14 protein-coding genes and 1 pseudogene are annotated in these 18,565 nt (G+C 73.3%); 9 read left to right on the top strand and 6 right to left on the bottom strand.

What is annotated here, in order from left to right:
- The first annotated feature begins 95 nt into the window (after nt 1–95).
- Nucleotides 96–1,604: a Hint domain-containing protein gene (locus tag O5O54_RS02685; protein WP_279478788.1), complete on the top strand. Its 1,509-nt coding sequence runs from the start codon at nt 96–98 to the stop codon at nt 1,602–1,604.
- A 4-nt stretch (nt 1,605–1,608) separates the two neighbouring features.
- Here the strand turns inward: O5O54_RS02685 and O5O54_RS02690 are convergent, their stop codons facing one another.
- The 3 genes from O5O54_RS02690 to O5O54_RS02700 all read right to left on the bottom strand — a co-directional run bounded on the left by O5O54_RS02690 (nt 1,609) and on the right by O5O54_RS02700 (nt 7,124).
- Nucleotides 1,609–4,950, bottom strand: coding sequence for a tetratricopeptide repeat protein (locus tag O5O54_RS02690; protein WP_279478790.1), 3,342 nt, complete (start codon nt 4,948–4,950; stop codon nt 1,609–1,611).
- A gap of 123 nt (nt 4,951–5,073) precedes the next feature.
- Complete coding sequence (locus tag O5O54_RS02695; protein WP_279478793.1) at nt 5,074–6,087, bottom strand: calcium-binding protein; 1,014 nt, start codon at nt 6,085–6,087, stop codon at nt 5,074–5,076.
- A 173-nt stretch (nt 6,088–6,260) separates the two neighbouring features.
- Complete coding sequence (locus O5O54_RS02700) at nt 6,261–7,124, bottom strand: hypothetical protein (RefSeq protein ID WP_279478795.1); 864 nt, start codon at nt 7,122–7,124, stop codon at nt 6,261–6,263.
- 290 nt (nt 7,125–7,414) lie between these two features.
- On the opposite strand from O5O54_RS02700, the gene O5O54_RS02705 reads away from it, so the two are divergent.
- From O5O54_RS02705 to O5O54_RS02740, 8 genes are all read left to right on the top strand, one after another.
- On the top strand, nt 7,415–8,242 hold the full coding sequence (locus tag O5O54_RS02705) for a hypothetical protein (protein ID WP_279478798.1): 828 nt from the start codon (nt 7,415–7,417) through the stop codon (nt 8,240–8,242).
- A gap of 49 nt (nt 8,243–8,291) precedes the next feature.
- Nucleotides 8,292–10,379 carry a hypothetical protein gene (locus O5O54_RS02710; RefSeq protein WP_279478800.1) on the top strand — a complete coding sequence of 696 codons (2,088 nt, stop codon included), beginning with the start codon at nt 8,292–8,294 and terminating at the stop codon, nt 10,377–10,379.
- Nucleotides 10,376–11,665: a glycosyltransferase gene (locus O5O54_RS02715; RefSeq protein WP_279478801.1), complete on the top strand. Its 1,290-nt coding sequence runs from the start codon at nt 10,376–10,378 to the stop codon at nt 11,663–11,665. The genes O5O54_RS02710 and O5O54_RS02715 overlap by 4 nt, the downstream gene beginning before the upstream one ends.
- Nucleotides 11,662–12,501, top strand: a complete 840-nt coding sequence (locus O5O54_RS02720) for a hypothetical protein (protein ID WP_279478802.1) — start codon at nt 11,662–11,664, stop codon at nt 12,499–12,501. The genes O5O54_RS02715 and O5O54_RS02720 overlap by 4 nt, the downstream gene beginning before the upstream one ends.
- Nucleotides 12,498–13,220 carry a SapC family protein gene (locus O5O54_RS02725; RefSeq protein ID WP_279478804.1) on the top strand — a complete coding sequence of 241 codons (723 nt, stop codon included), beginning with the start codon at nt 12,498–12,500 and terminating at the stop codon, nt 13,218–13,220. The genes O5O54_RS02720 and O5O54_RS02725 overlap by 4 nt, the downstream gene beginning before the upstream one ends.
- Nucleotides 13,217–14,116, top strand: coding sequence for a SapC family protein (locus O5O54_RS02730; protein ID WP_279478806.1), 900 nt, complete (start codon nt 13,217–13,219; stop codon nt 14,114–14,116). The genes O5O54_RS02725 and O5O54_RS02730 overlap by 4 nt, the downstream gene beginning before the upstream one ends.
- On the top strand, nt 14,113–15,378 hold the full coding sequence (locus O5O54_RS02735) for a glycosyltransferase (RefSeq protein WP_279478807.1): 1,266 nt from the start codon (nt 14,113–14,115) through the stop codon (nt 15,376–15,378). Before O5O54_RS02730 ends, O5O54_RS02735 begins: the two co-directional genes overlap by 4 nt.
- Before the next feature lie 89 nt (nt 15,379–15,467).
- Entirely contained in the window at nt 15,468–16,598 is a 1,131-nt protein-coding gene (locus O5O54_RS02740; RefSeq protein ID WP_279478809.1) for a polysaccharide pyruvyl transferase family protein, read from the top strand.
- Between the two features lie 6 nt (nt 16,599–16,604).
- On the opposite strand, the gene O5O54_RS02745 is transcribed toward O5O54_RS02740, so the two are convergent.
- From O5O54_RS02745 to O5O54_RS02755, 3 genes and pseudogenes are all read right to left on the bottom strand, one after another.
- The gene (locus tag O5O54_RS02745) at nt 16,605–16,913 is read right to left on the bottom strand and encodes a BrnA antitoxin family protein (RefSeq protein ID WP_279478811.1); all 309 of its coding nucleotides are present in this window, start codon (nt 16,911–16,913) and stop codon (nt 16,605–16,607) included.
- Nucleotides 16,897–17,158, bottom strand: a pseudogene (locus O5O54_RS02750) (BrnT family toxin). Before O5O54_RS02750 ends, O5O54_RS02745 begins: the two are co-directional and overlap by 17 nt.
- A 55-nt stretch (nt 17,159–17,213) precedes the next feature.
- A complete protein-coding gene (locus O5O54_RS02755) occupies nt 17,214–18,329 on the bottom strand; it encodes a hypothetical protein (RefSeq protein WP_279478813.1) in 1,116 nt (371 codons plus the stop codon).
- Nucleotides 18,330–18,565: the final 236 nt, after the last annotated feature.

Genomic DNA, 18,565 nt, shown 5'->3' on the forward strand with positions numbered 1-18,565 from the left:
ACCCTTTGCTTGCCCTGTTCCCAGCTCTTGCTTGCCGGAGGGCGACGACGCCAGCATGGTAACGTCGAACCCATGCGCCCGGCGGGACGACCACCATGAGCGACACCGACGACAGGCAGACCGGAGAAGGCTCCGATACCGGCAACGGCCGCCCCGGCGGCTCGTCGTCCTCTTCCTCTTCTTCCTCGTCCGCCGGCTCCTCGGCCTCGGCGGCCGTCGCCATGTCCACGGGCATCGCCTCGGCGACGGCCGCGCCCGGCGCGGCGGCGGCTGCCCCATCGTCGGCCGGCGCCGCGCGGAGCGGCAGCGAGGCGGCGTCCTCTCAGGGCGAAGGACGGCAGGACGGCCCGGGCGACGACCATGCGTCCGGGGGCGGCTCGGGCGAGGCGGCGCAGGGCATGGGACCTGCGGCCGGCGGCCCGGGAGCGGGCGGCGGTGCCCGGCCGGCGGGATCGAACGGCTCCGTCGGCATCGGCGGCGCGGGCGGCGGCCCAGCCGGCGGCACGGGCGTCGGCGGCGCGCAGGGCGGCGGGAGCGGGGCGTCGGGCGGGGCGCCGGGTGCCGCGCAGGGCGGCGGTGCGGGCGGTCGCTCCGACGGCGGGGGCGGGGAGCGCGGCGACGCCGGCTCGTCCGAAGCCGGCAGCGCGTCGGGTGAGGGCGGTGGGTCCGGCGGCTCGGGAAGCGGGGAAGGTTCCGGCTCGGACGCGAGCGGCGGCGGCGGCGAGGGCGGCTCGGCCTCGGGCTCGGGCGGCGGCGGCGGCGATGGTTCGTCAGGCAGGGCTGCGGCCGACGCGGCGGCGGGCGCGGCCGGTGGATCGTCCGATGCGGGGGCCGGCGGCGGCTCGTCCGGGGGCGGGTCCTCCGGTCCGGTCGGGGGCGGCGGGTCGTCGGGCGGAGGCAGCGGCTCGTCCGCCCCTTCGACGGCGGCGACCGGCACGACGGCCGCGGCGGGGCCCGCCGGCGGTACGAGCGGCAATCTTGCGGGAACGCCGTCGAGGATCGAGATCAACCCGGTCTGCTTCCGGCCCGGCACGCGCATCGCGACGCCATCGGGCGAGACGGCGGTCGAAGACCTCCGACCGGGCGATCTCGTCCTCACGGTCGACGGCACGGCGGAGCCGGTGCGCTGGGTCGGACGGCAGACCGTCTCGACGCGCTTTTCCGATCCCTTGCGCGTCCAGCCGATCCGCATCCGGGCGGGCGCGGTGGCCGACGGCGTGCCGGCGCGCGATCTCTTCGTCTCGCCCGACCATGCGATCGGGCTCGGGCCGGTCCTCGCCCATGCCTCGGCTTTGGTGGACGGGCTCGGCGTCCTGCGCGAGCCGGTGGCCGGCGAGACGATCCTTTATCTCCATGTCGAGCTCGCCCGCCACGCGCTGATCCTCGCCGAAGGACTGCCGGCGGAAAGCTTCGTGGACAACCTCGAGCATCTCGGCTTCGACAACTGGTCCGAGCGCGAGGCGCTGGTCGGCGAGGCGACGCCGGTCGCCGAAATGGACCGGCCGCGCGCCAAGTCCCGCCGTCAGGTGCCCCAGGCGATCCGCCGGGCGCTGGAGGCCCGCGCCCTCGCCCGCTTCCGCGAGGACGCCGACCTGGTCGCCTGACCCGTCAGCCGGTTCGCCGGCTTTTCGCCCGGGTGCCGCGCCCGAAGGCGGTGCGGCTCCAGTGGCGTTCGCTCGCCTTGTAGGCGGCGAGGCAATGGATGGCGACGAAGCGAAGGAATTCCGAGCGGTCGAGGACGAGGGCGTCGCCGGCCCCCTCGCTCGTCTGGCCGCATCGCGCCCGGGCGAGGACGCGGGTGAGGAGACCCGGTCCCGTGGCGAGCCATAGGATGTCGCCGTCCCCCCGGTTCACCGCCGCCGCCCCCTCGGCGAGCGCGCGCTTGAGGACGGGGTGCCCGGGGCGCGCCGCCAGCCAGTTGTTGCCGAGCGAACCGAGATCCTCCTGATAGGCGACGAGCCCCGCGCCGCGCGAGAGCAGCGGCTCGACGGGCGCGAGGCACCGGTCGTCGGCGTCGGCCCAGATCCCGCCCTCCCGCGAAAGGAGGGCGAGGCGGAAGAGGTCCGCCTTCATGGCCGGCTCGCGGGCGCGCTCGAAGGCGGCCGCCGCCTCCGGCGGACCGTGCGCCGCGAGATAGGCACGCGCCGTCGCCTCGCTCCAGACCGTGTGGCGGAAGGCCGGATGGCGTTCGCGCCAGGTCGCCATGTAGGCGGCGACGTCGGCGGGGACGGCATCGTCGGTCCAGAACTGGTGGATCGCGCGGGGAACGCCGCCATCGCCGGTCCCCAGCGTCTGCGGCAGGGCGCCCTGGCGCCGTGCCTCGATGAAGTGGAGGATCGCGGCGGGCGTGTAGTCGGGGAAGGCGCGCACGGTCGCGGCGATGGCCGCAACGCGCACCGGGGCCGGTTCCTCCAGCGCCCGGCTCAAGGCCGCGAGCGCCTCGCCGTCCAGGCGGAATTCGTCCAGGAGTTGGCCGTAATGGCTCTGCGAAGGGTTGGCCGACTTGCCGCGCAGGGCGTTGGCGCCGGCGTCCAGCGCGGCGGCCTCGGCAAGGACGTGGGCGGCGCGGGGCATGTCGAGCGCGAGGAGCGCGGCATGGGCGAGGCGGTTGCGATACCAGCCGTCGAGCGGCTGGAGGCGCACGGCCTCCTCGCCCTCCCGGATGGCGGCATCGAAGTCCCAGCGGGCGCTCGCGAGCTGGGCACGGGCGAAATGGAGGCGCGCCGTTTCCGCACGTGTGCCCGTGGAGAGGCCGTCGAGGAGCGCCTGCGCGCGCTGCAGACGGCCGCATTCGATCGCCGACAGGGCGCCCGCCAGCGCGAGCTGCGGCGTCGGCGGCGCGCCATCCAGCCGGGCCTCGGCCTCCTCGATCCGACCGAGCTGGCGCAGCGTCTCCGCATGGAGCATGGCCAGCTCCGGCCGCTCTCCGAAGCGTCGGGCGATGGTCTCGAACCGCGCCAGCCCCTCCGCCGGTTCTCCCCGCATCGCCAGGAGCCGCGCCTGCATGAGCTGCGGCCAGAGGCGTCCCGGATCGGCCTGCCCTGCCTCTTCGAACAGCGCGGCGGCGGGGTCGAGGTCGTCGCGCGACAGGGCGTGCCGGGCGCGCGCTTCCAGAAGGGAGGGATGGCGGGGGTGACGGGCCTCCGCCTCCGCCAGGAGGGCCAGAGCCTCGTCGGGCCGGCCGAGCCGCAGGGCCTCGTCGGCGGCCTCCACGAAGCTGTCGGGCCGGTCGGGCCAGCGGCGGGCGGCCTGGCGGAGCGCGGCCAGCGCCCCCGGTCCGTCGCCCTCAAGGCGCCGGATCCGGGCGAGCGCCAGGGCGGCTTCGGCCGCACGGGGCGAGGTGCCGGGGACGGCGGCGAGAAGCGCGCGCGCGGCCTCGCCCTCGCCCCGCTCGGCGAGGCGCTGTGCAAGGATGATGCGCGGATGGGCCTCGGACGGGTCGGCCGCGACGGCGGCGCGCCAGGCGTCGTCCGCGCGTCCCGCCTCGCCTCGCGCCTCAAGGACCAGCGCCCGCCCGACATGCGCCCAGCCGAAGCCGGGCCTTTCGGCAAGGGCCGCGGCATAGGCGGTCTCGGCCGCATCCAGGCGACCGGCCTCGCGCTCGATGTCGCCGAGGCACAGGAGCGCGCGGGGATGGGCGGGGGCGCGATCCAGCGCCGCGCGCAGAAGGGCGCGGGCCTCGTCGACGCCCGTGAGGCGGCGCGCCAGAAGGGCCAGTTCCACGAAGGCGTCGGGCGCTGCGTCCGGGCGGTCCGCCAGCGTCTGGTAGACGGCGCGCGCGTCGTGAAGGGCGCCGGCCGCGCGAAGGTCGGCGCCGAGGTCGAAGCCCGCCTGGATCGGTCCTGCCCCGTCAGCCCAGTCGGCGCGCGCGAGCGCCAGCGCCTCCGCCTCATTCCCCCGCGCCCTTGCGGCGAGCGCCAGCACGCGGCGCGCGGGGCGGCAGGCGGGGTCGAGGTCGAGCGCGGCCCGCGCCTCCTCGTCCGCCTGCCCGATGCGGCCGAGGGCGAGGGCGTCGGCGGCGAGGTCGGCACGAAGCGTGGGGTCCTGCGGCAGGAGGTCGGCCGCGGCACGGGCGTGATCGAAGGCCCGCTCGCGGTCGCCGGCCAGACGGGCGGCGCGCGCCAGGAGCCGCAGGGCGCGGGGCAGGGGGCCTCGGCGGGCCAGGTGCCGGGCGGCCAACGTCTCGGCCTCCGCCGTTTGGCCGCCGTCGAGAAGCGCCTCGGCGAGATCGAGCGGGCCGGCGTCGGGGTCGAGCCGGGCGAGGTCGCGGGCATGGGCGATGCGCGCGGCCCCGTCGCCCCGGCGCGCGGCGAGCCGGGCGAGGGCGCGCGCGGCGCCGGCAAACTGCGGGTGGCGGCGGCGCAGGTCGGCGAGCGCCGCTTCTCCGTCGTCCGGGCGTCCCGCCGCGATCAGGGCTTCGGCATGGTCGAGGGCGAACCAGGGATCGGCGGGCAGGAGATCGGCGGCGACGCGCAGGGCGGCGAGCGCGCCTTCCCCGTCGCCCCGCTCGCGCGCGGCCCCGGCAAGCGTGCGCAGGGCGTGGGGCAGGGGCGTCGCGCCGGCCAGCGCCCGCAGCGTCTCCTCCGCCTCGTTTCCTCGGCCGAGGGCGCGCAGTTCCTGCGCCGCATCGTAGGCGCTCCAAAGGTCCGCCCGGTCGCGCGCGGCGGCCGCGCGGAAATGGCCGAGGGCGGCGTCGTGGTCGCCCGCCCGGCGCAGAAGGAGGCCGAGCGTGCGCCGCGCGGGTGCGAAGTCCGGCCGCTCCTGCGCCAGACGCTCCGCCGCGTCCCGCGCCTCCTCGACCCTGCCGAGCGCGAGGAGTTCCTGCGCGGCGTCGTTGCTGCTCCAGGGATCGCCCGCCTCGCGGAACAGCGCCAGCGCGCGCACCCGATCGCCCGCCGCGCGGGCGGCCAGGGCGTCGGCTCGCGGGTCGAGCGGTCGGGCGAGGGACATCGGGTCGGCGGCTCTCGAAGGACGGGGCCAGGGGGACGGCGACACAGTGCCTGCGATTCTTTAAGGCTCCGCTTATGTCGGCCTTGGGGGCCGCTGCCTGCTGGAAACCGGACGGCCGGCGCGTCAGCCCGACAGGACCGTGTCCTCGAAGCGGATGTTCTCGATGCCGTTCAACGTCGCGCTGTAGCCGTCGTCGAAGGACAGGTGCATTCCCGCGGTCGTGTGGTCGATCTGCGCATCGGTGGAGTAGCGGCTCTCGAACCACACGCTGTCGTGGCCCGCTCCGCCGTCCAGCGTGTCGGACCCGGTGCCGCCGCCATAGATCGTGAAATAGTCCGAACCGTCTCCGCCCACCATGCTGTCGGACATGCCGTGCCCGAAGAAGCTGTCGTCGCCCGCGCCGCCGTCCAGGTGGTTATATCCGGCGGCGGAGGCGGTGAGATGGTCGTCGCCCGCGCCGGCGACGATGGTGTTGTGGCCGCCCGACGTGTCGTGCAGCACGATCGTGTCGTTGCCGGCGCCGCCCAGGATGTCGGCAAAGCCGCCGCCGCTCTCCACATGCAGGGCCTGCGCCGAGGCGGACCCGTCGATGGTGGCGCCCTCGCCGCTCGCCTGCACCGAGTCGCCGTCGGCATGGATGGTCGCCGAATGGCCGGAGGCGTAGATCGTGGCGTTGCCGCCGTAGATCGTCTCCATGCCGCCCGAGGAGCGGATCGTGTCGCCGCCCGCCGTGCCGGCATGGATCTCGGTGCCGCCGTTCTGGCCGCCGACGAGCAGGGAGGCGCCCGTGCTGCTGCCCCAGAGCGTGTCCGTGCCGAGGCCGCCGATCAGCGTGTCGCCGCTCCCCGCGGCATGGAGCGCATGGTTGCCGCCGTCCGTCCCCCCGGACAGCTGGTCCGCGCCCGCGCCGCCGTGGATGGTCGCATCGCCCGCCCCCGCGGTGATGGTGTTGCCCTCGTTGCTGGCGAAGACGGTGGCCGGCCCGCTGCCCGCGAGATTCACCTCGCCCGCGCCGCCCACGATTACCGCGACCGGGTTCGACCCGACGTCCACCGTGGCGGCCGTCCCCTCGTGCGGAAGCGCGATCGCGACGGCGTCGTCCGGCTTCGCCGTCACGCCGTCGGCATGCGTCTGCACCTACACATCGGTCGTGCCGCCCAACCCGAGGTCGGACAGCAGGCTGTTGATGTGGTCGGTCGCATCCTGGGACAGGTGTCCCAGGGCCGATGCTTCCGAGGTGGTGTAGATCTCAGCCATTCATGGCCTTCAGGGTCCGGCCTGCCCGAGGGGGCCGTGCCGGGGCGAAAACGTCAGGCGGCCGCGTCCACGACCGGGCTCGGCCGGCGGAAGATCCGCAGGCGGCTCGGCTGGCGCACGGGCGTGGAGGCAGGAGCCGCGCCGGTCTGGAGACCGGCGGTCACGAAGTCGAGGCGTACGCCCACCATCGGGTCGAGCGGCGTCGGGCCGACGAGCTCGATCTCGCGGCCCTGGCGGGTCGAGACGGAGGAGCCGAGGAACACGCCGTCGGCCCGGAGGGCGAGACCGGGCGCGGCCTCGGGCAGGAGGCGCACGCGCAGGCCGATCAGCGGCTGCGCCCGGCCGCGCGTGCCGGCATAGGCGCCGGCCGGCGTCCAGGGCGACCAGCCCGCGCCGCGCCCGCCCGTCGCCACCTGGTATTCCACCGGCAGCTCGGCCGCCACGCCCCGCATCTCGATGCCCTCGATCCGGCCGGGCGTGTCCGGCCCGCAGATCCAGTGGCCGCGCGGGGCGGCGATGTCGCCGCGCAGCGAGACGTGGGCGCGCAGGAGGAACTCGACGCCGCCCTCGGGAAGGTCCGGCCGGAGCCGCAGCGCGGGACTGGGAGCGGGAGCCGCGTCGGCGTCCGCGCCCATGCGCTTGAGGTCGAGGCCCAGCGGCAGCGTTCCGGTGGCGCCCGAAGCGCGCATGACAACGTCGATCGCGCCCGCCGTCTCGGCCACTACGACCAGGACCTGGCCGGGCGTCGTCAGGATGCCCGGCCGCTCGCCCGGCGCGCAGAGCAGCGAGACGCCCGGCGACACGGCCAGCACCTCCACCTCCGGCGCCTCGCCCGCCGCCAGCGGATCCCCGCGATAGGAGAGGGCCGATAGGCCCCGTTCCACTCTCAAGGTCGCGCGTCGCTCGGATCCGCTCACAGTCCGCTCCATCCATTTCGTCTGCTGCAGGAAACGCGGATGGGCGACGATATTCAAGTTAACGAAAGCTCTTCATCGAGTCGAGGAAAACAACATATGAAGCAACGGCGCGAGGATTAGGTCTCGTGAAAGGTGATGTCAAATTCGTCTTAAGTTTATGGTTCGGTGACCATTCCGGAGCGGCGCCGGGGACGGCGGCCGGACGCCGGTGCGCCGGTAATTCTTGGTTACGGATATGTAAGGAATGACTTTCATAATGTAGACGAATTCCGTTTGGGAGCGCCTGAGTCATGATCCGGGGAAGCATCGAGTTCGTCAGTGCCGATCAGATCCAGGGCTGGATCCATACATCGGACGGCCGGGTGCGCGACTATACCCTCCTCGCCTTCGAGGGGAACCAGTGCGTGGGCGCGGGCAAGGTCAACACCTTCCGCGGCGACCTCGCCGACGCCGGCATCGGCGACGGGCATCTCGGCTTCAGCTTCCCGATCTCCGTCGCGCCCGACCGGGTCGGCTCGGTGGTCCTGCGTCTCGAGGGCGGCGACGCGGTGATCCTGCAGGGCAACGCCTTCGTCGCCAGCGCCTCCGCCGCCCGCGCCGGCCTGTCGCGCGACGAGGTGCGCGAGCGCCTCGCCTCCCTGAAATGGGCGCTCAAGCACGGCCGCGTGTCGCAGGCCGACTTCGATTTCCTGCGCATCCTCTGGTCCTTCGGCGCTTACGAGCGCGGCCTCCTGCGCCGCAGCGCGGGCGACGAGGCCGTGGTGGTGGACAAGCCCGCCACCGTCGCGGCCGCGCTCCTGGAGTCCTATGCCGGCACCGACGTCCGCACGGCGTCCGAGACGGTGCGCACGCCAGCCGAGTTCTCCGCCGCGCTCGCGGACATCGCGGCCCGCCCCGGCGCGTCGCCGGTCGTCGCGCTCTTCGTGTCGGGCCGCGCCACGGTGCGCGTGGCGGAGGGTTCGCACGTCGCCGACTCGGAGGGCGCGCAGGCCGCCCCCTTCACCGACTATCCGCTGACGGGCGAGCAGCTCCTGATCCTCGACGCGCGCGCGCGCTCCGAGATCCAGATGGGCGAGGGCGCGAGCGTCGAGATCGTGCGCGCCGAACCGGCCGTCTGACGATCCAGCCCCACGCCCAGCGGCCTGTTCCCCACCGGCGCCACGCCCCATGCTGCAAGTCCTTCCCCTCTCCGCCTATGCGCCCACCGATCTGGTGGAGCTCGAAACCGGGCGCTGGTGCGGGCGGATCGAGCGCGTGGACCCCGCCGAGGGCCTGTCGGGCTGGGTCCTGTCGGTGGAGGCGCCGGAAGCGGCGACCGAGCTCGAACTGACCGTCGGCGAAGACGCCTTCGCACTCGGCTCCAGCGGCCTGCCCCATCCGCCGAGCGACCTGCGCCTCGGCCGCACCACGCGCGCCGCCTTCCGGTTCGGCCCCGAGGTCTTCGCCCGGCTGGCGCGCCTGTCGCCCCGCCGCGCGGGCCTTCGCGTCGGCGTGCGGGTGGCGGGCAGCGACGTGCGGCTCATGCCGCCGGGCGGGCGCGACCCGACGGTGGGCGAACTCGTCGCCGCCTGGCGCGACCATGTCCTGGCCAGCCTGTCGGGAACCGGCCCCGAGGAAACGCGCGGCGGCCGGATGCTGCGCCGGCTCGCAGGCCTGCGCGCCGAGGCGCTCGGCCTTCGCGAGCGCCCCTTGCGCCCGATCTCCGACAACGAGATCGGCCAGATCGACGCGATCCATCCCGGCGCCGAGGGTCAGGTCTGGTTCGTCGGCTGGATGAAGCGCGGCGCCGAGAACGACTTCTCGGCCGTCATCGCCGACCGCGAGAAGCTGCCGGCGGGCGGCGCCGTGTTCCGCTACGAGCGGCCCGACCTCAACTCCACCTGCGTCGGCGTCGTCGGCCTGTTCGACACAGGCTGGCAACCGCCGCCCGCCCTGCGGGACGGGTTCGTCTATCTCGGCTTCGGCGCGCAGTACCACATGCGCTTCGGCGCCTATACGCGGGTGCTGAAGGCCGACGCGTTCCTGGCGGCCTTCGGCCAGGCGCAACCGCTCGCCATCGGCGGCCACCCGGAAGCGCTGGCGGCCGTCCTCCATTCCGGCGCCAACTGGATGGCCGGCAACGCCGCGGCCGCGGGGATCGCCGCCGAGGGCGGGCTGGACAAGCTCCTCATGGTGCCGGGCTTCGGGTGCTTCGCCGACGGCTGGGCGGTGAGCCCCGCCAAGCGCATCGAGACCTTCCAGATGCGCATCGGCGACTGCGTGCTCACCGCCGACGAGGCCGCCACCAGCTTTCGCCCGCGCGCCGACCTCGCCTCCGTCTTCGGCGGCGGCGGCACCACGGCGCGCGCCGGCTTCTCCACGGTGCTCCAGGGCGCGCTCCCGAGGGATGCCGGCGGCGCGCCGCTCCTGCGCGTCGTCCACGACGACGACACGGGCGCCGTCCTGCGCGTCGAGCCCAAGCTCCTGCGCCGGCTCGATCCCGTCGCCGACGGCGAGGAACTGCTCACCCTCTTCCCCGCGATCCGCCACGAGCCCTTCTGGGACGCGTTCCTCGCCGCCCAGCGCCGCAATCTCGGCCAGGCCCGGCGCGAGCCGGCGGTGCTGCGGGCCGAGCCCGCCCCGCGCCTCGTCGTGGTGCGCCTGCCCGGCGAGATCGGCAATCTCAACCTCGTCTTCGACCGGCTGGCCCGGCACCTGCCGGACCTCGAACCGGACACGGGCCTGTGCGTCGTCGCCGACCAGGGGCGCGGCCGGGCCGAGGCGCTGATGCGCTTCGAGGAGCTGCGCGCCGGCACGCAGGCGCCGCTCTCGCTTCTGGCCGTGCCGCACGGCCACGACATCCTCACCGAGCTGCCCTTCGTTCTCGCCCGTCTGACGCCGGAGCGCTTCGTCCATGTCGGGCGGGGCGTCGTGCCGAACGCGGCCGGCTGGCGGGCGATGGCCGCGAGCCTTTCGCGCGCCGGCCACGGGCTCGACCGCTTCGAGATCCTGGACGACGCCGGCCGGCCCGACCGGGTCGACGGCGCCTATGGGGCCGCCTGCTTCGGCTGGAGTGCGCCGGCTTACCTCGCCTTCGCGGCCGAGGCCCCGGCGCTGACGCGCGGCCTCTTCGGCGACAGCGGACTGCCGGTCTCGCCCGCCCGCGACCGGCGCCACGCCTCCTGCGCGCTGCGCATCGAGCGCGCCGCCGTCTCGCGGCTTGCCGACATGATCGACGCCGACCTTCTCGCCGGTCGGGGAGACGAGGCCGCATGATCCCCGCCAACGTCAATCTCGTCGGTATGGAAGCCGGTCGCGGCGCTCCCAAGGTCGCGGTCATCTCCCACAGCCATCCCTCGCTCTCCAAGGGCGGCGCCGAGATCTCGGCTTATGCCCTCTTCCGGGGCCTGCGGCAGATCGGGGTGGACGCGATCTATATCGGCGCCTGCGCCTCCTCGACGCGCCACCGCCTCGCCTTTGCCGACGAGAACGAGTTCGCCGTCTTCCACGACGCCGAGCGTTACGACCACTTCTACCATCTGGCCCCGCGCTCGGTGTCGGACCAGCTCGTCGAGATCCTGACGCGCGAGGGCGTCACGCTCGCCAACTTCCACCACTTCTACCATCTCGGCCTCGGGACCCTGCGCGCCGTCAAGGCGATGCCGGGCATGCGCACCTACCTCACGATCCACGAGTTCCTAGCGATCTGCCAGAACCACGGGCAGATGATCACGCGCCAGGCCCGCATCCTGTGCGAGGGCGCCTCCAACGAGGCCTGCGCCACCTGCTTCCCCGAGCACCTGCGCTCGCAGTTCGCCATGCGCCGCGACACGATGCTCGACAGTTTCGGCGACTTCGACGGCTTCGTCTCGCCGAGCCGCTTCCTTGCCGACCGCTTCACCGACTGGGGCCTCGATGCCGCCCGCATGAGCGTCATCGAGAACGGGCTTCTGGCGATGGCCGAGCCCATCCGCAAGCCGAAGCGCGACAAGAGCTGGACCTTCGGCTTCTTCGGCCAGATCAACCCGTTCAAGGGCGTCGACGTGCTGCTGGACGTCGCCGACCTCATCGGTGCCGACAAGGCGCTCGCCTCGTCCATGCGCCTGCGCATCCACGGCAACCTGATCGGCCAGACGGCGGAGTTCACCGAGCGCTTCGAGAAGAGCCTCAAGACCCATCCGTTCCTCTCCTATGCCGGCGCCTACGACAACCGCTCGGTGCATCGTCTCATGAGCGAATGCGACTATGTCGTCATTCCCTCCAAGTGGTGGGAAAACTCGCCCGTCGTGATCCAGGAGGCGTTCGGCGCCAGCGCGCCCGTCATCTGCACCGGGATAGGCGGCATGGCCGAGAAGGTGCCGGACGGGGTGGCCGGCCTCCATTTCCGCCTGGGCGACGCCGCCGACCTCCTGCGCGCGCTGCGGCTCGCCGCCGACCCCAACAACGCCGCCGTGCTGCGCGCCGGCCTGCCGCCCGTGATCTCGGCGGCCGAGATGGCGCGCCGCTACTGCGGGGCTTTCGGCATCGAGGTCGCGCCCCCGCTCCTGGAGGCGGCCGAGTGATCCGCGGCCATATCGACCTCGCCACGCGCGCGCGCGTCGAGGGCTGGATCCATTCGGACCGGCTGCGCCTGCGCGGGGCGACGGTGCTCGCCTTCCACGACGACCAGTGCGTGGGCGGCGGCACGGTGGAGGTGTTCCGCCAGGATCTCGCCGATGCGGGGCTCGGCGACGGCTTCGTCGGCTTCGGCTTTCCCGTGGCGCTCGGCCCCGGCCAGGATCCGCGCGTCATCGACGTGCGCCTCGACGGGGGCACGCTGCTCCTGAAGCAGGGTTCTTCCGCGCTCGCCCCGCGCGAGTCCCTCACCGAGGATCGCCGCCGCCAGGGGCGCGATCCCGCCGCCCTGTCCTGGATGCTCGGGCGCGGCTGGCTGGCGCAGGCGCAGCACGACGCGCTGCGGGGCCTTGCCCGCTTCGGCGCCCACCCCATGACGCTCGGCCTCGAGCGCCGGGGCCGCGACGCGCGCGCGGTCTGCGACGAGGTCGCCCTCCAGGCGGCCGACCTTCTGGAGCTCTACCTCCAGACCACGATCGACTGCGAGATCCGCGAGGGGGTGCGCGGCCACGACCTGCCCGCCATCCGCCGCGCCGTGCGCGAGGCCTTCCCTCACGCGCCCCCCGCCATCGGCCTCTGGTCGCCGGCCGAGCGCCGCATCGACGTGGTCGAGGGCTCCCATCTCGGCGGCGCCCCGGCGGATGTCTCGGCCGGGCTCGAATACGCCTTCGGCGGCCGCACGCTGCTGCTTCTCGACCTCGACGCCACGTCGGGCTTTCGCGCCGGCGACGGCTCGATGCCCTTCACCGCCTTCGTGCCCTGCCGGCCGGAGGAGCGGCGGTGATCTCCGAGCGCGCCGAGCCGCTGACGGGCGAGCGCATGGTCTCGCGCATCTATTCGCCCTTCTCCTACCCGCTGCCGCGCCAGGCCGGGCTGGTGCCGATCGTCGCCGCCGAGGCCGAGCGGCTGGCCCCGGCCTTTCCCGTCGTCTGGCAGCGCGGCGAGGAAGGGCCGCGGCTCTGCGTCCTGCGATCCTTCTTCGAGGACGGCTCGGGCTTCGCGCCGGGCACGGGGCAGGCGCTGCCGCTCCTGCCACTTCTTCTCCAAGCCTATCCCTTCGTGTTCCCGACCGGCCCGTTGCGCGAGAGCGACAACCCGCGCCTCCTCGACGTCGCGGGCGCCGACCTGCCGACGGATGCCGGCGCACCCATCACCTCCGCCGACGGGCGCCTCACCAAGGGGGCGGAGCTGCGGCTGCGCGCCCTGTCCCTCTTCGAGCGCGACTTTTCCCGCACCTCCGCGATCGGCCGGACGCTCGGCGAACTCGGGCTCCTGGAGCCCTGGCCGCTGCGCTTCGATCTCGGCGGCGGGCGGAGCTGCGACATCGAGGGACTGGTCGTCGTCACGGCCGCCGCCTTCGACACGCCGCGCCTCGAGCCGGTGGTCGCGCGCTTCGGCATCGCGGCGGCGCGCCTCCTCTCCTCGCACCGGCTGTCGCTGTTTCGCGCCGCGGCGCTCCTCACGGCCGCGCGTGCCGCCGCCTCGGGGAGCGCGCCGCGATGACGATGACGCTCACCCCCCTGTCGTCCATGGCGGGCGCGCGCTTCCGCCCGCCCGAGCATTTCGGCTTCGCCGCTTCGCTCGCCTGGATTCCGGTCAACGACACCGAGTTCCACCTCACCGCCCATCACCTGCCGCTGGCCGTGCGCATGCTCGGCGGCATGCCGCGCCTCGGCGCGCTGGTGCATCCCGCCTTCGTGTGGCGGCCGGTCCTGGACCAGCAGGGCGCCTGGGCCGCGAGCTACAAGCCGCTGGCGCTGCGCACGCACCCCTTCGTCCTGTCGAATCGGCGCGGCGGGCGGCCGATCGACGAGATCGACGTCGTGGCGGAGGCCGGTCTCGTCGGCCCCTGGGGCATCCCGGTCTGCGCCGACCCGGCGGGCGCCGTCCTGTCGCAGGAGATGGCGGGCATCCACAAGGCGCTCGTCGCCATGCGGGCGGGCGCGGTGAAGCTGTCGGCGGCGCTGGAGCTCCTGCGCATCGCCAATGTCCTGGTGCCGCTGCGCGATCCCGCCGGCAACCCCGCGGCCGACCACACGGTGGATGCCGCGCGCCTCGCCGCGCTCGACGACGGGGCCGCCGCCGCGCTCGCCACGCGCTCCTTCCTGCCGCTGGACGTGGCCGGCGCGATCCTCTTCTCGCGCCGCCATTTCCGGCCCGAGCGCCTGCCCTTGCCTCCCGCGCGCCCCGCGCCGGGCCTGCCGGGCGCCGTCGCCGCCCAGCCGCGCCTCGCCGAGCCCGCGGACATCGTGCTCGCCTCGCTGGAGGCGATGAACTTCGCGCTGGACGGCAGCGACCTGTTCGACGTCCTCGCCTTCGGCGACCTGTCGGACTTCGCGGCCCCGCCGCCGCCCGACCTGCCGGAAGAAGGGGAGGCGCGGGCCTCCGCCGCGGCATGAAGTATCTCTTCGTCCACAACAACTTCCCCGCCCAGTTCCGGCATCTCGCGCTGCATCTGGGCGCCGATCCGAAGAACGAGGTGCGCGCCATCGGGGCGGAGGGCTCGCGCCCGCTGCCCGGCGTCACCCTCCACCGCTACACGCTGCCCCCCGGCTCGCTTGCCGCCACGCACCCGTTCGCCCGGCGCTTCGACGGCGAGGCGCGGCGGGCCGAGCAGGCGCTCTACGTCGCCACCATGCTGCGCGCCTCGGGCTTCACGCCCGACATCGTCGTCGTCCATTCCGGCTGGGGCGAGGCCATGCCGCTGCGCTCGGTCTTTCCCGACGCGCGCCTCGTCGTCTATTGCGAATACTTCTACCGTCCGCGCGATTCCGACGTGAACTTCGACCCCGAGTTCCCCGAACTCGGCCTCGACGGGCTGGTGGGCCTCCATGCACGCAACGCGGCGAGCCTCCTCGCCCTGTCCGACTGCGACCTCGCCATCTCGCCGACGCTCTGGCAGCGCTCCACCTTTCCGGCCGAGTTCCGGCCGAAGATCCGCACCGTCCACGAGGGCGTCGACACGCGCCTCGTCGCGCCCGATCCCTCCGCGACGCTCCGGCTCGACGACGGGACGATCCTGCGGGCCGGCGAGGAGACGGTCACCTTCGTGGCGCGCAACCTCGAGCCCCTGCGCGGCTACCACGTCTTCTGCCGGGCGCTACCGGCGATCCTGAAGAGCCGGCCGCAGGCGCGCGTGCTCGTCGTCGGCGGCTTCGACGTGTCCTACGGCCAGCGACCGCCCACGGGCGAGAGCTGGCACCGCATCTTCCTCAACGAGGTGGCGGGCGAGATCGACCTCGGCCGCGTCCATTTCCTCGGGCATCTGCCCTTCGCGCGCTATCTCGACGTGCTCAAGGTGTCGCGTGCCCATGTCTACCTCACCTATCCCTTCGTCCTGTCCTGGTCGTGCCTGGAGGCGATGGCGACGGGCTGCGTGATGGTGGCCTCCGACACGCCGCCGGTGCGCGAGGTGATCGACGGGACGAACGGCCATCTCGTCCCCTTCCACGACCCGCAGGCGCTGGCCGCCACGGTGACGCGGGTCCTGGCGGAGCCCGAACGCTTCGCCGCCATGGGTGCGGCCGCGCGCCGCACCGTGGTCTCGCGCTACGACATGGCGAGCCTCTGCGTGCCGCAGGCCATGCGCCTGATCCATGCGCCGACCGCCGTTCCGCGCCGCCCGCCGGCTTTCGAGGCCGGGCTCTTCGGCGGCGGCTGACGGGGCATCCCCATCAAAGCTTAATCATTCCCGGCCATGATGCGCTGGCCTTTATTCATCGCATGACCACAAGCAAAGGTTGAGCCCCCATGCGTGCAGCCCTGGTGAAGTATTCCGGCCGGCGGCTCAACAACCATGAGGCCGTGTGGTTCGACGTCCCCTTCCGGAACACGTTGGAGGACTATTACAACACCGGCGATATCTGCGTGTACGATTCCACGCTGCGCCTCGTGGACTACAGCGACGGCGCGCTCCTCAACATCGACGAGCCGGTGACGGAGGCGGAGGTGCGCCGCATCAAGGGCGCCTGCGACTTCATCCTCCTGCGCGGCTCCAACTACATCCACGAGGAGATGGACTGGGGCCATTTCCCGCAGTGGATCGAGGCGCTGGAGCTGCCGGTCCTGTGCATCGGGGTGGGCGCGCAAGCCGAGACCGAGCGTCCGATCATCCTGCCGCCCGAGGGGCGCCGCCTGTGGCGCATGATCGCCGAGCGCGCCACGATCGGCGTGCGCGGCGCCTTCTCGGCCGAGACGCTGCACCGCAACGGCATCCACAATCTCGAGATCGTCGGCTGCCCCTCCATGTTCCGCGCCCGCGACCGCGCGATGGCGCTCCGCCACAAGGAAGGCGGGCCGAAGCGCGTCACCTTCTCGCTGCGGCGCGAGGTCGGCTCGACCTATGCGGTAGACCCGGCCGAGTTCCAGGCCACGCAGAAGCGCATCATCGCCAAGCTCGATCTCGTCGCCGACCTCTATCTCTCCTGCCACGGCGAGCCGGAGGAGAAGGCCTTCTTCTTCCGCGCGCCGCTCCACCGCGACAGGGCGACCGCCAAGCTCGTGGCGGAAGGGTGGTTCGACGAGATCACGGGCGCCCGCCTGAAGCAGCTCTACGAGGAGCGCCTCTACTATGTCGGCGCACCCGGCGACTACGACGTCTACGCCCCCCAGTTCGACGCCGCGCTCGGCTACCGCGTCCATGCCGTCCTGCCGGCGGTCGCCATGGGCGTGCCGGGCGTTCTCTTCTCCTACGACACGCGCTCGCGCGAGCTGGCCGAGACCTTCGACCTGCCGATCTATTCCCCCGGCCAGTTCGAGCGCCACACGCTCGCCGACGCGCTCGACCCCTCGCGCTTCTCGCGTTTCTCGCAGCTCTTCCCCGAGCGCTACGACCGGATGAAGGCCTTCATCGAGAAGAGCGGCGTCAAGACGCGCATGTGAGGACCGTCAGGCGGCGGTGTCGATCCACCGCTGCAGGGCCTCGTTGACGCGGCTCTGCCAACCCGGGCCGGACGCACGCAGCTTTTCCACGAGGTCGTCGTCGAGGCGAATGGAGACGGGCGTCTTCGTTCGCACCGGGCCACGCTTGCGGATCGTCTCCAGGATGCCGGCGTGAAGGTCCGGCATCGCTTCGGACAAGGGCCTGGCACGCGCGAAGTCCTCGTGCGTCCATTCCGGATTGTCGGTGACAGCGTCCCAATCCTCACGGGTATAGCCGTGGGCCGCTGCGTGGATGGGGTCAAACTCCTTGCTCATGTCTCAATCTCTCGTGCTTCGAGGCGGGACGCAGGCTGACGATCGAAACGGCTTGGCTTCCCAGAGGTTGGAAGACGACCAACACGACAAGCGCCCCTTCCAGCCAGCCGATGGCTCGCAGCCGCCCGGAAATGGGCGGGCAGGACCGAGGCCGAGGCGAAGAAGTCGATGTCGAGATCGGTAAAGTCCAAGCCGTGCTTGGCCAGGTTGAGCTGACGCTTTCTCTCGTCCCACACGATCCGCATAACTCGTATATACGAGCCTGGTGACGTGGGGGCAAGACCGGGGTGCTTGCGCGCCCTACCGCTCCCCGATCTCCACCGGCACCATGACGATGTCCCGGTCCGGGCCGATCTCGCAGCCGTCGAGGCGGGCGCGCACGAAGGTGAGGGCGGGATGGTCGCCGACCTCGGCGAAGTTGCGGTCGGGGCTCGCCGGATCGATCAGCGCGGGATAGCCGATCGGACGCTCCGGCGCGCACGGGGTGCCGCTTCCCATCAGCGGTGCCTCGAGGAGGAGCGCCGGCCCCCGCCATTGGAGGAGGTCGGGACTGGTCGCATAGTAGACGCCGGTGCGCTCCACCCCGGCCGCGTCCGCCCGGCGACCTTTCATGGTGGCGATCCATTGGCCGGACGCCCGGTGGCGGGTAAGGCTGGTGACGGGCCAGGGCAGGCTGGCCGGGTCGATCGGGTCGCACAGATGCGCGCCCGGATCGAGCTCCCGGGCATAGGGGTCGGCGAAGCGGGTGCGGAAGGCGCCCTGCGACCACGCCCGCCAACGCGAGGCATCGGCGAGGTCGTCGGTGCGCAGGAGACAGTTGCCGGAGCGCTGGGGCGGCGGCGCGACGACGTTGGCCATCATCGCGAAGCCGCCCTGCACCGCCACGATGTTGGTCGGCTCGAACAGGCCCGCGTGGCCCCCGCGCGTCTCGGCCGCCCGGCGCGGCAAGGCGGCGACGAGGCGCGTCTCGGCCGCCCGGAAGCTCGCGCCCCCGTCGGTCGAGACGGCCGCGGTCAGCGTGTTGTACCAGCAGGCTTCGGCCTCGTCGGGGCCGCAGACGCCGGCGAGATGCCCGCGATACTCGTCGTGCACGATCGCATGGACCGTGCGCCCGTCGGGCGAGAAGGTGCTGGCGATCCAGCTCCGGTTGTCGAAGGAGGCGGGGTCGTCCCGGCCGCCGCCCTCGAAGGCGACCGCGCAAGGGTGCGAGAGCGAGGCGAAGTCCGGACCCCGGAGTGGCCGCGCGCGGTGGTGGCTCTGGAAGAGGTGGATCGTTCCGGCCGCGTCGCGGAAGGCGCGGCTCGGCGTGTCGGGAATGTCCCATGTCTCGCAGGCGTCGCGCCCGTGGTCGAAGAGGAGGCGCTCCTCGCCGGGGCGCACCGACAGGCTGAGGGCCGGCGGCTTGCCTGCCGCCACCCCCGCGCCCGCAAGGAGCCCGGCCGCCAGCGTGCCGCCGAGGACGCGGGCCTTGGGCCTATGCCCGGCCGGCGGGGCGAAGCGCGATGCGGCCTTTTTAAACAGAGCTTTACTCCCCTCGTGTCATTTTTCGTCGAATGCCCGATGCCGCGTCCCGTGCGCCGGCCCCGGGAGAACGGCGGCCGGGCGGCTTCGATCCAGCCCGTCCGGACCCGCGATCCGGCGGGGAGAGAAAG

The sequence above is a fragment of the Aureimonas sp. SK2 genome (genome assembly GCF_029813115.1).
Taxonomy (GTDB): Bacteria; Pseudomonadota; Alphaproteobacteria; order Rhizobiales; family Rhizobiaceae; genus Aureimonas.

Coding starts and splice junctions, on each gene's coding strand:
- O5O54_RS02740 (WP_279478809.1), top strand. CDS start 15,468: ATGCGTGCAGCCCTGGTGAAGTATTCCGGCCGGCGGCTCAACAACCAT.
- O5O54_RS02745 (WP_279478811.1), bottom strand. CDS start 16,913: ATGAGCAAGGAGTTTGACCCCATCCACGCAGCGGCCCACGGCTATACC.
- O5O54_RS02685 (WP_279478788.1), top strand. CDS start 96: ATGAGCGACACCGACGACAGGCAGACCGGAGAAGGCTCCGATACCGGC.
- O5O54_RS02705 (WP_279478798.1), top strand. CDS start 7,415: ATGATCCGGGGAAGCATCGAGTTCGTCAGTGCCGATCAGATCCAGGGC.
- O5O54_RS02715 (WP_279478801.1), top strand. CDS start 10,376: ATGATCCCCGCCAACGTCAATCTCGTCGGTATGGAAGCCGGTCGCGGC.
- O5O54_RS02730 (WP_279478806.1), top strand. CDS start 13,217: ATGACGATGACGCTCACCCCCCTGTCGTCCATGGCGGGCGCGCGCTTC.
- O5O54_RS02690 (WP_279478790.1), bottom strand. CDS start 4,950: ATGTCCCTCGCCCGACCGCTCGACCCGCGAGCCGACGCCCTGGCCGCC.
- O5O54_RS02710 (WP_279478800.1), top strand. CDS start 8,292: ATGCTGCAAGTCCTTCCCCTCTCCGCCTATGCGCCCACCGATCTGGTG.
- O5O54_RS02735 (WP_279478807.1), top strand. CDS start 14,113: ATGAAGTATCTCTTCGTCCACAACAACTTCCCCGCCCAGTTCCGGCAT.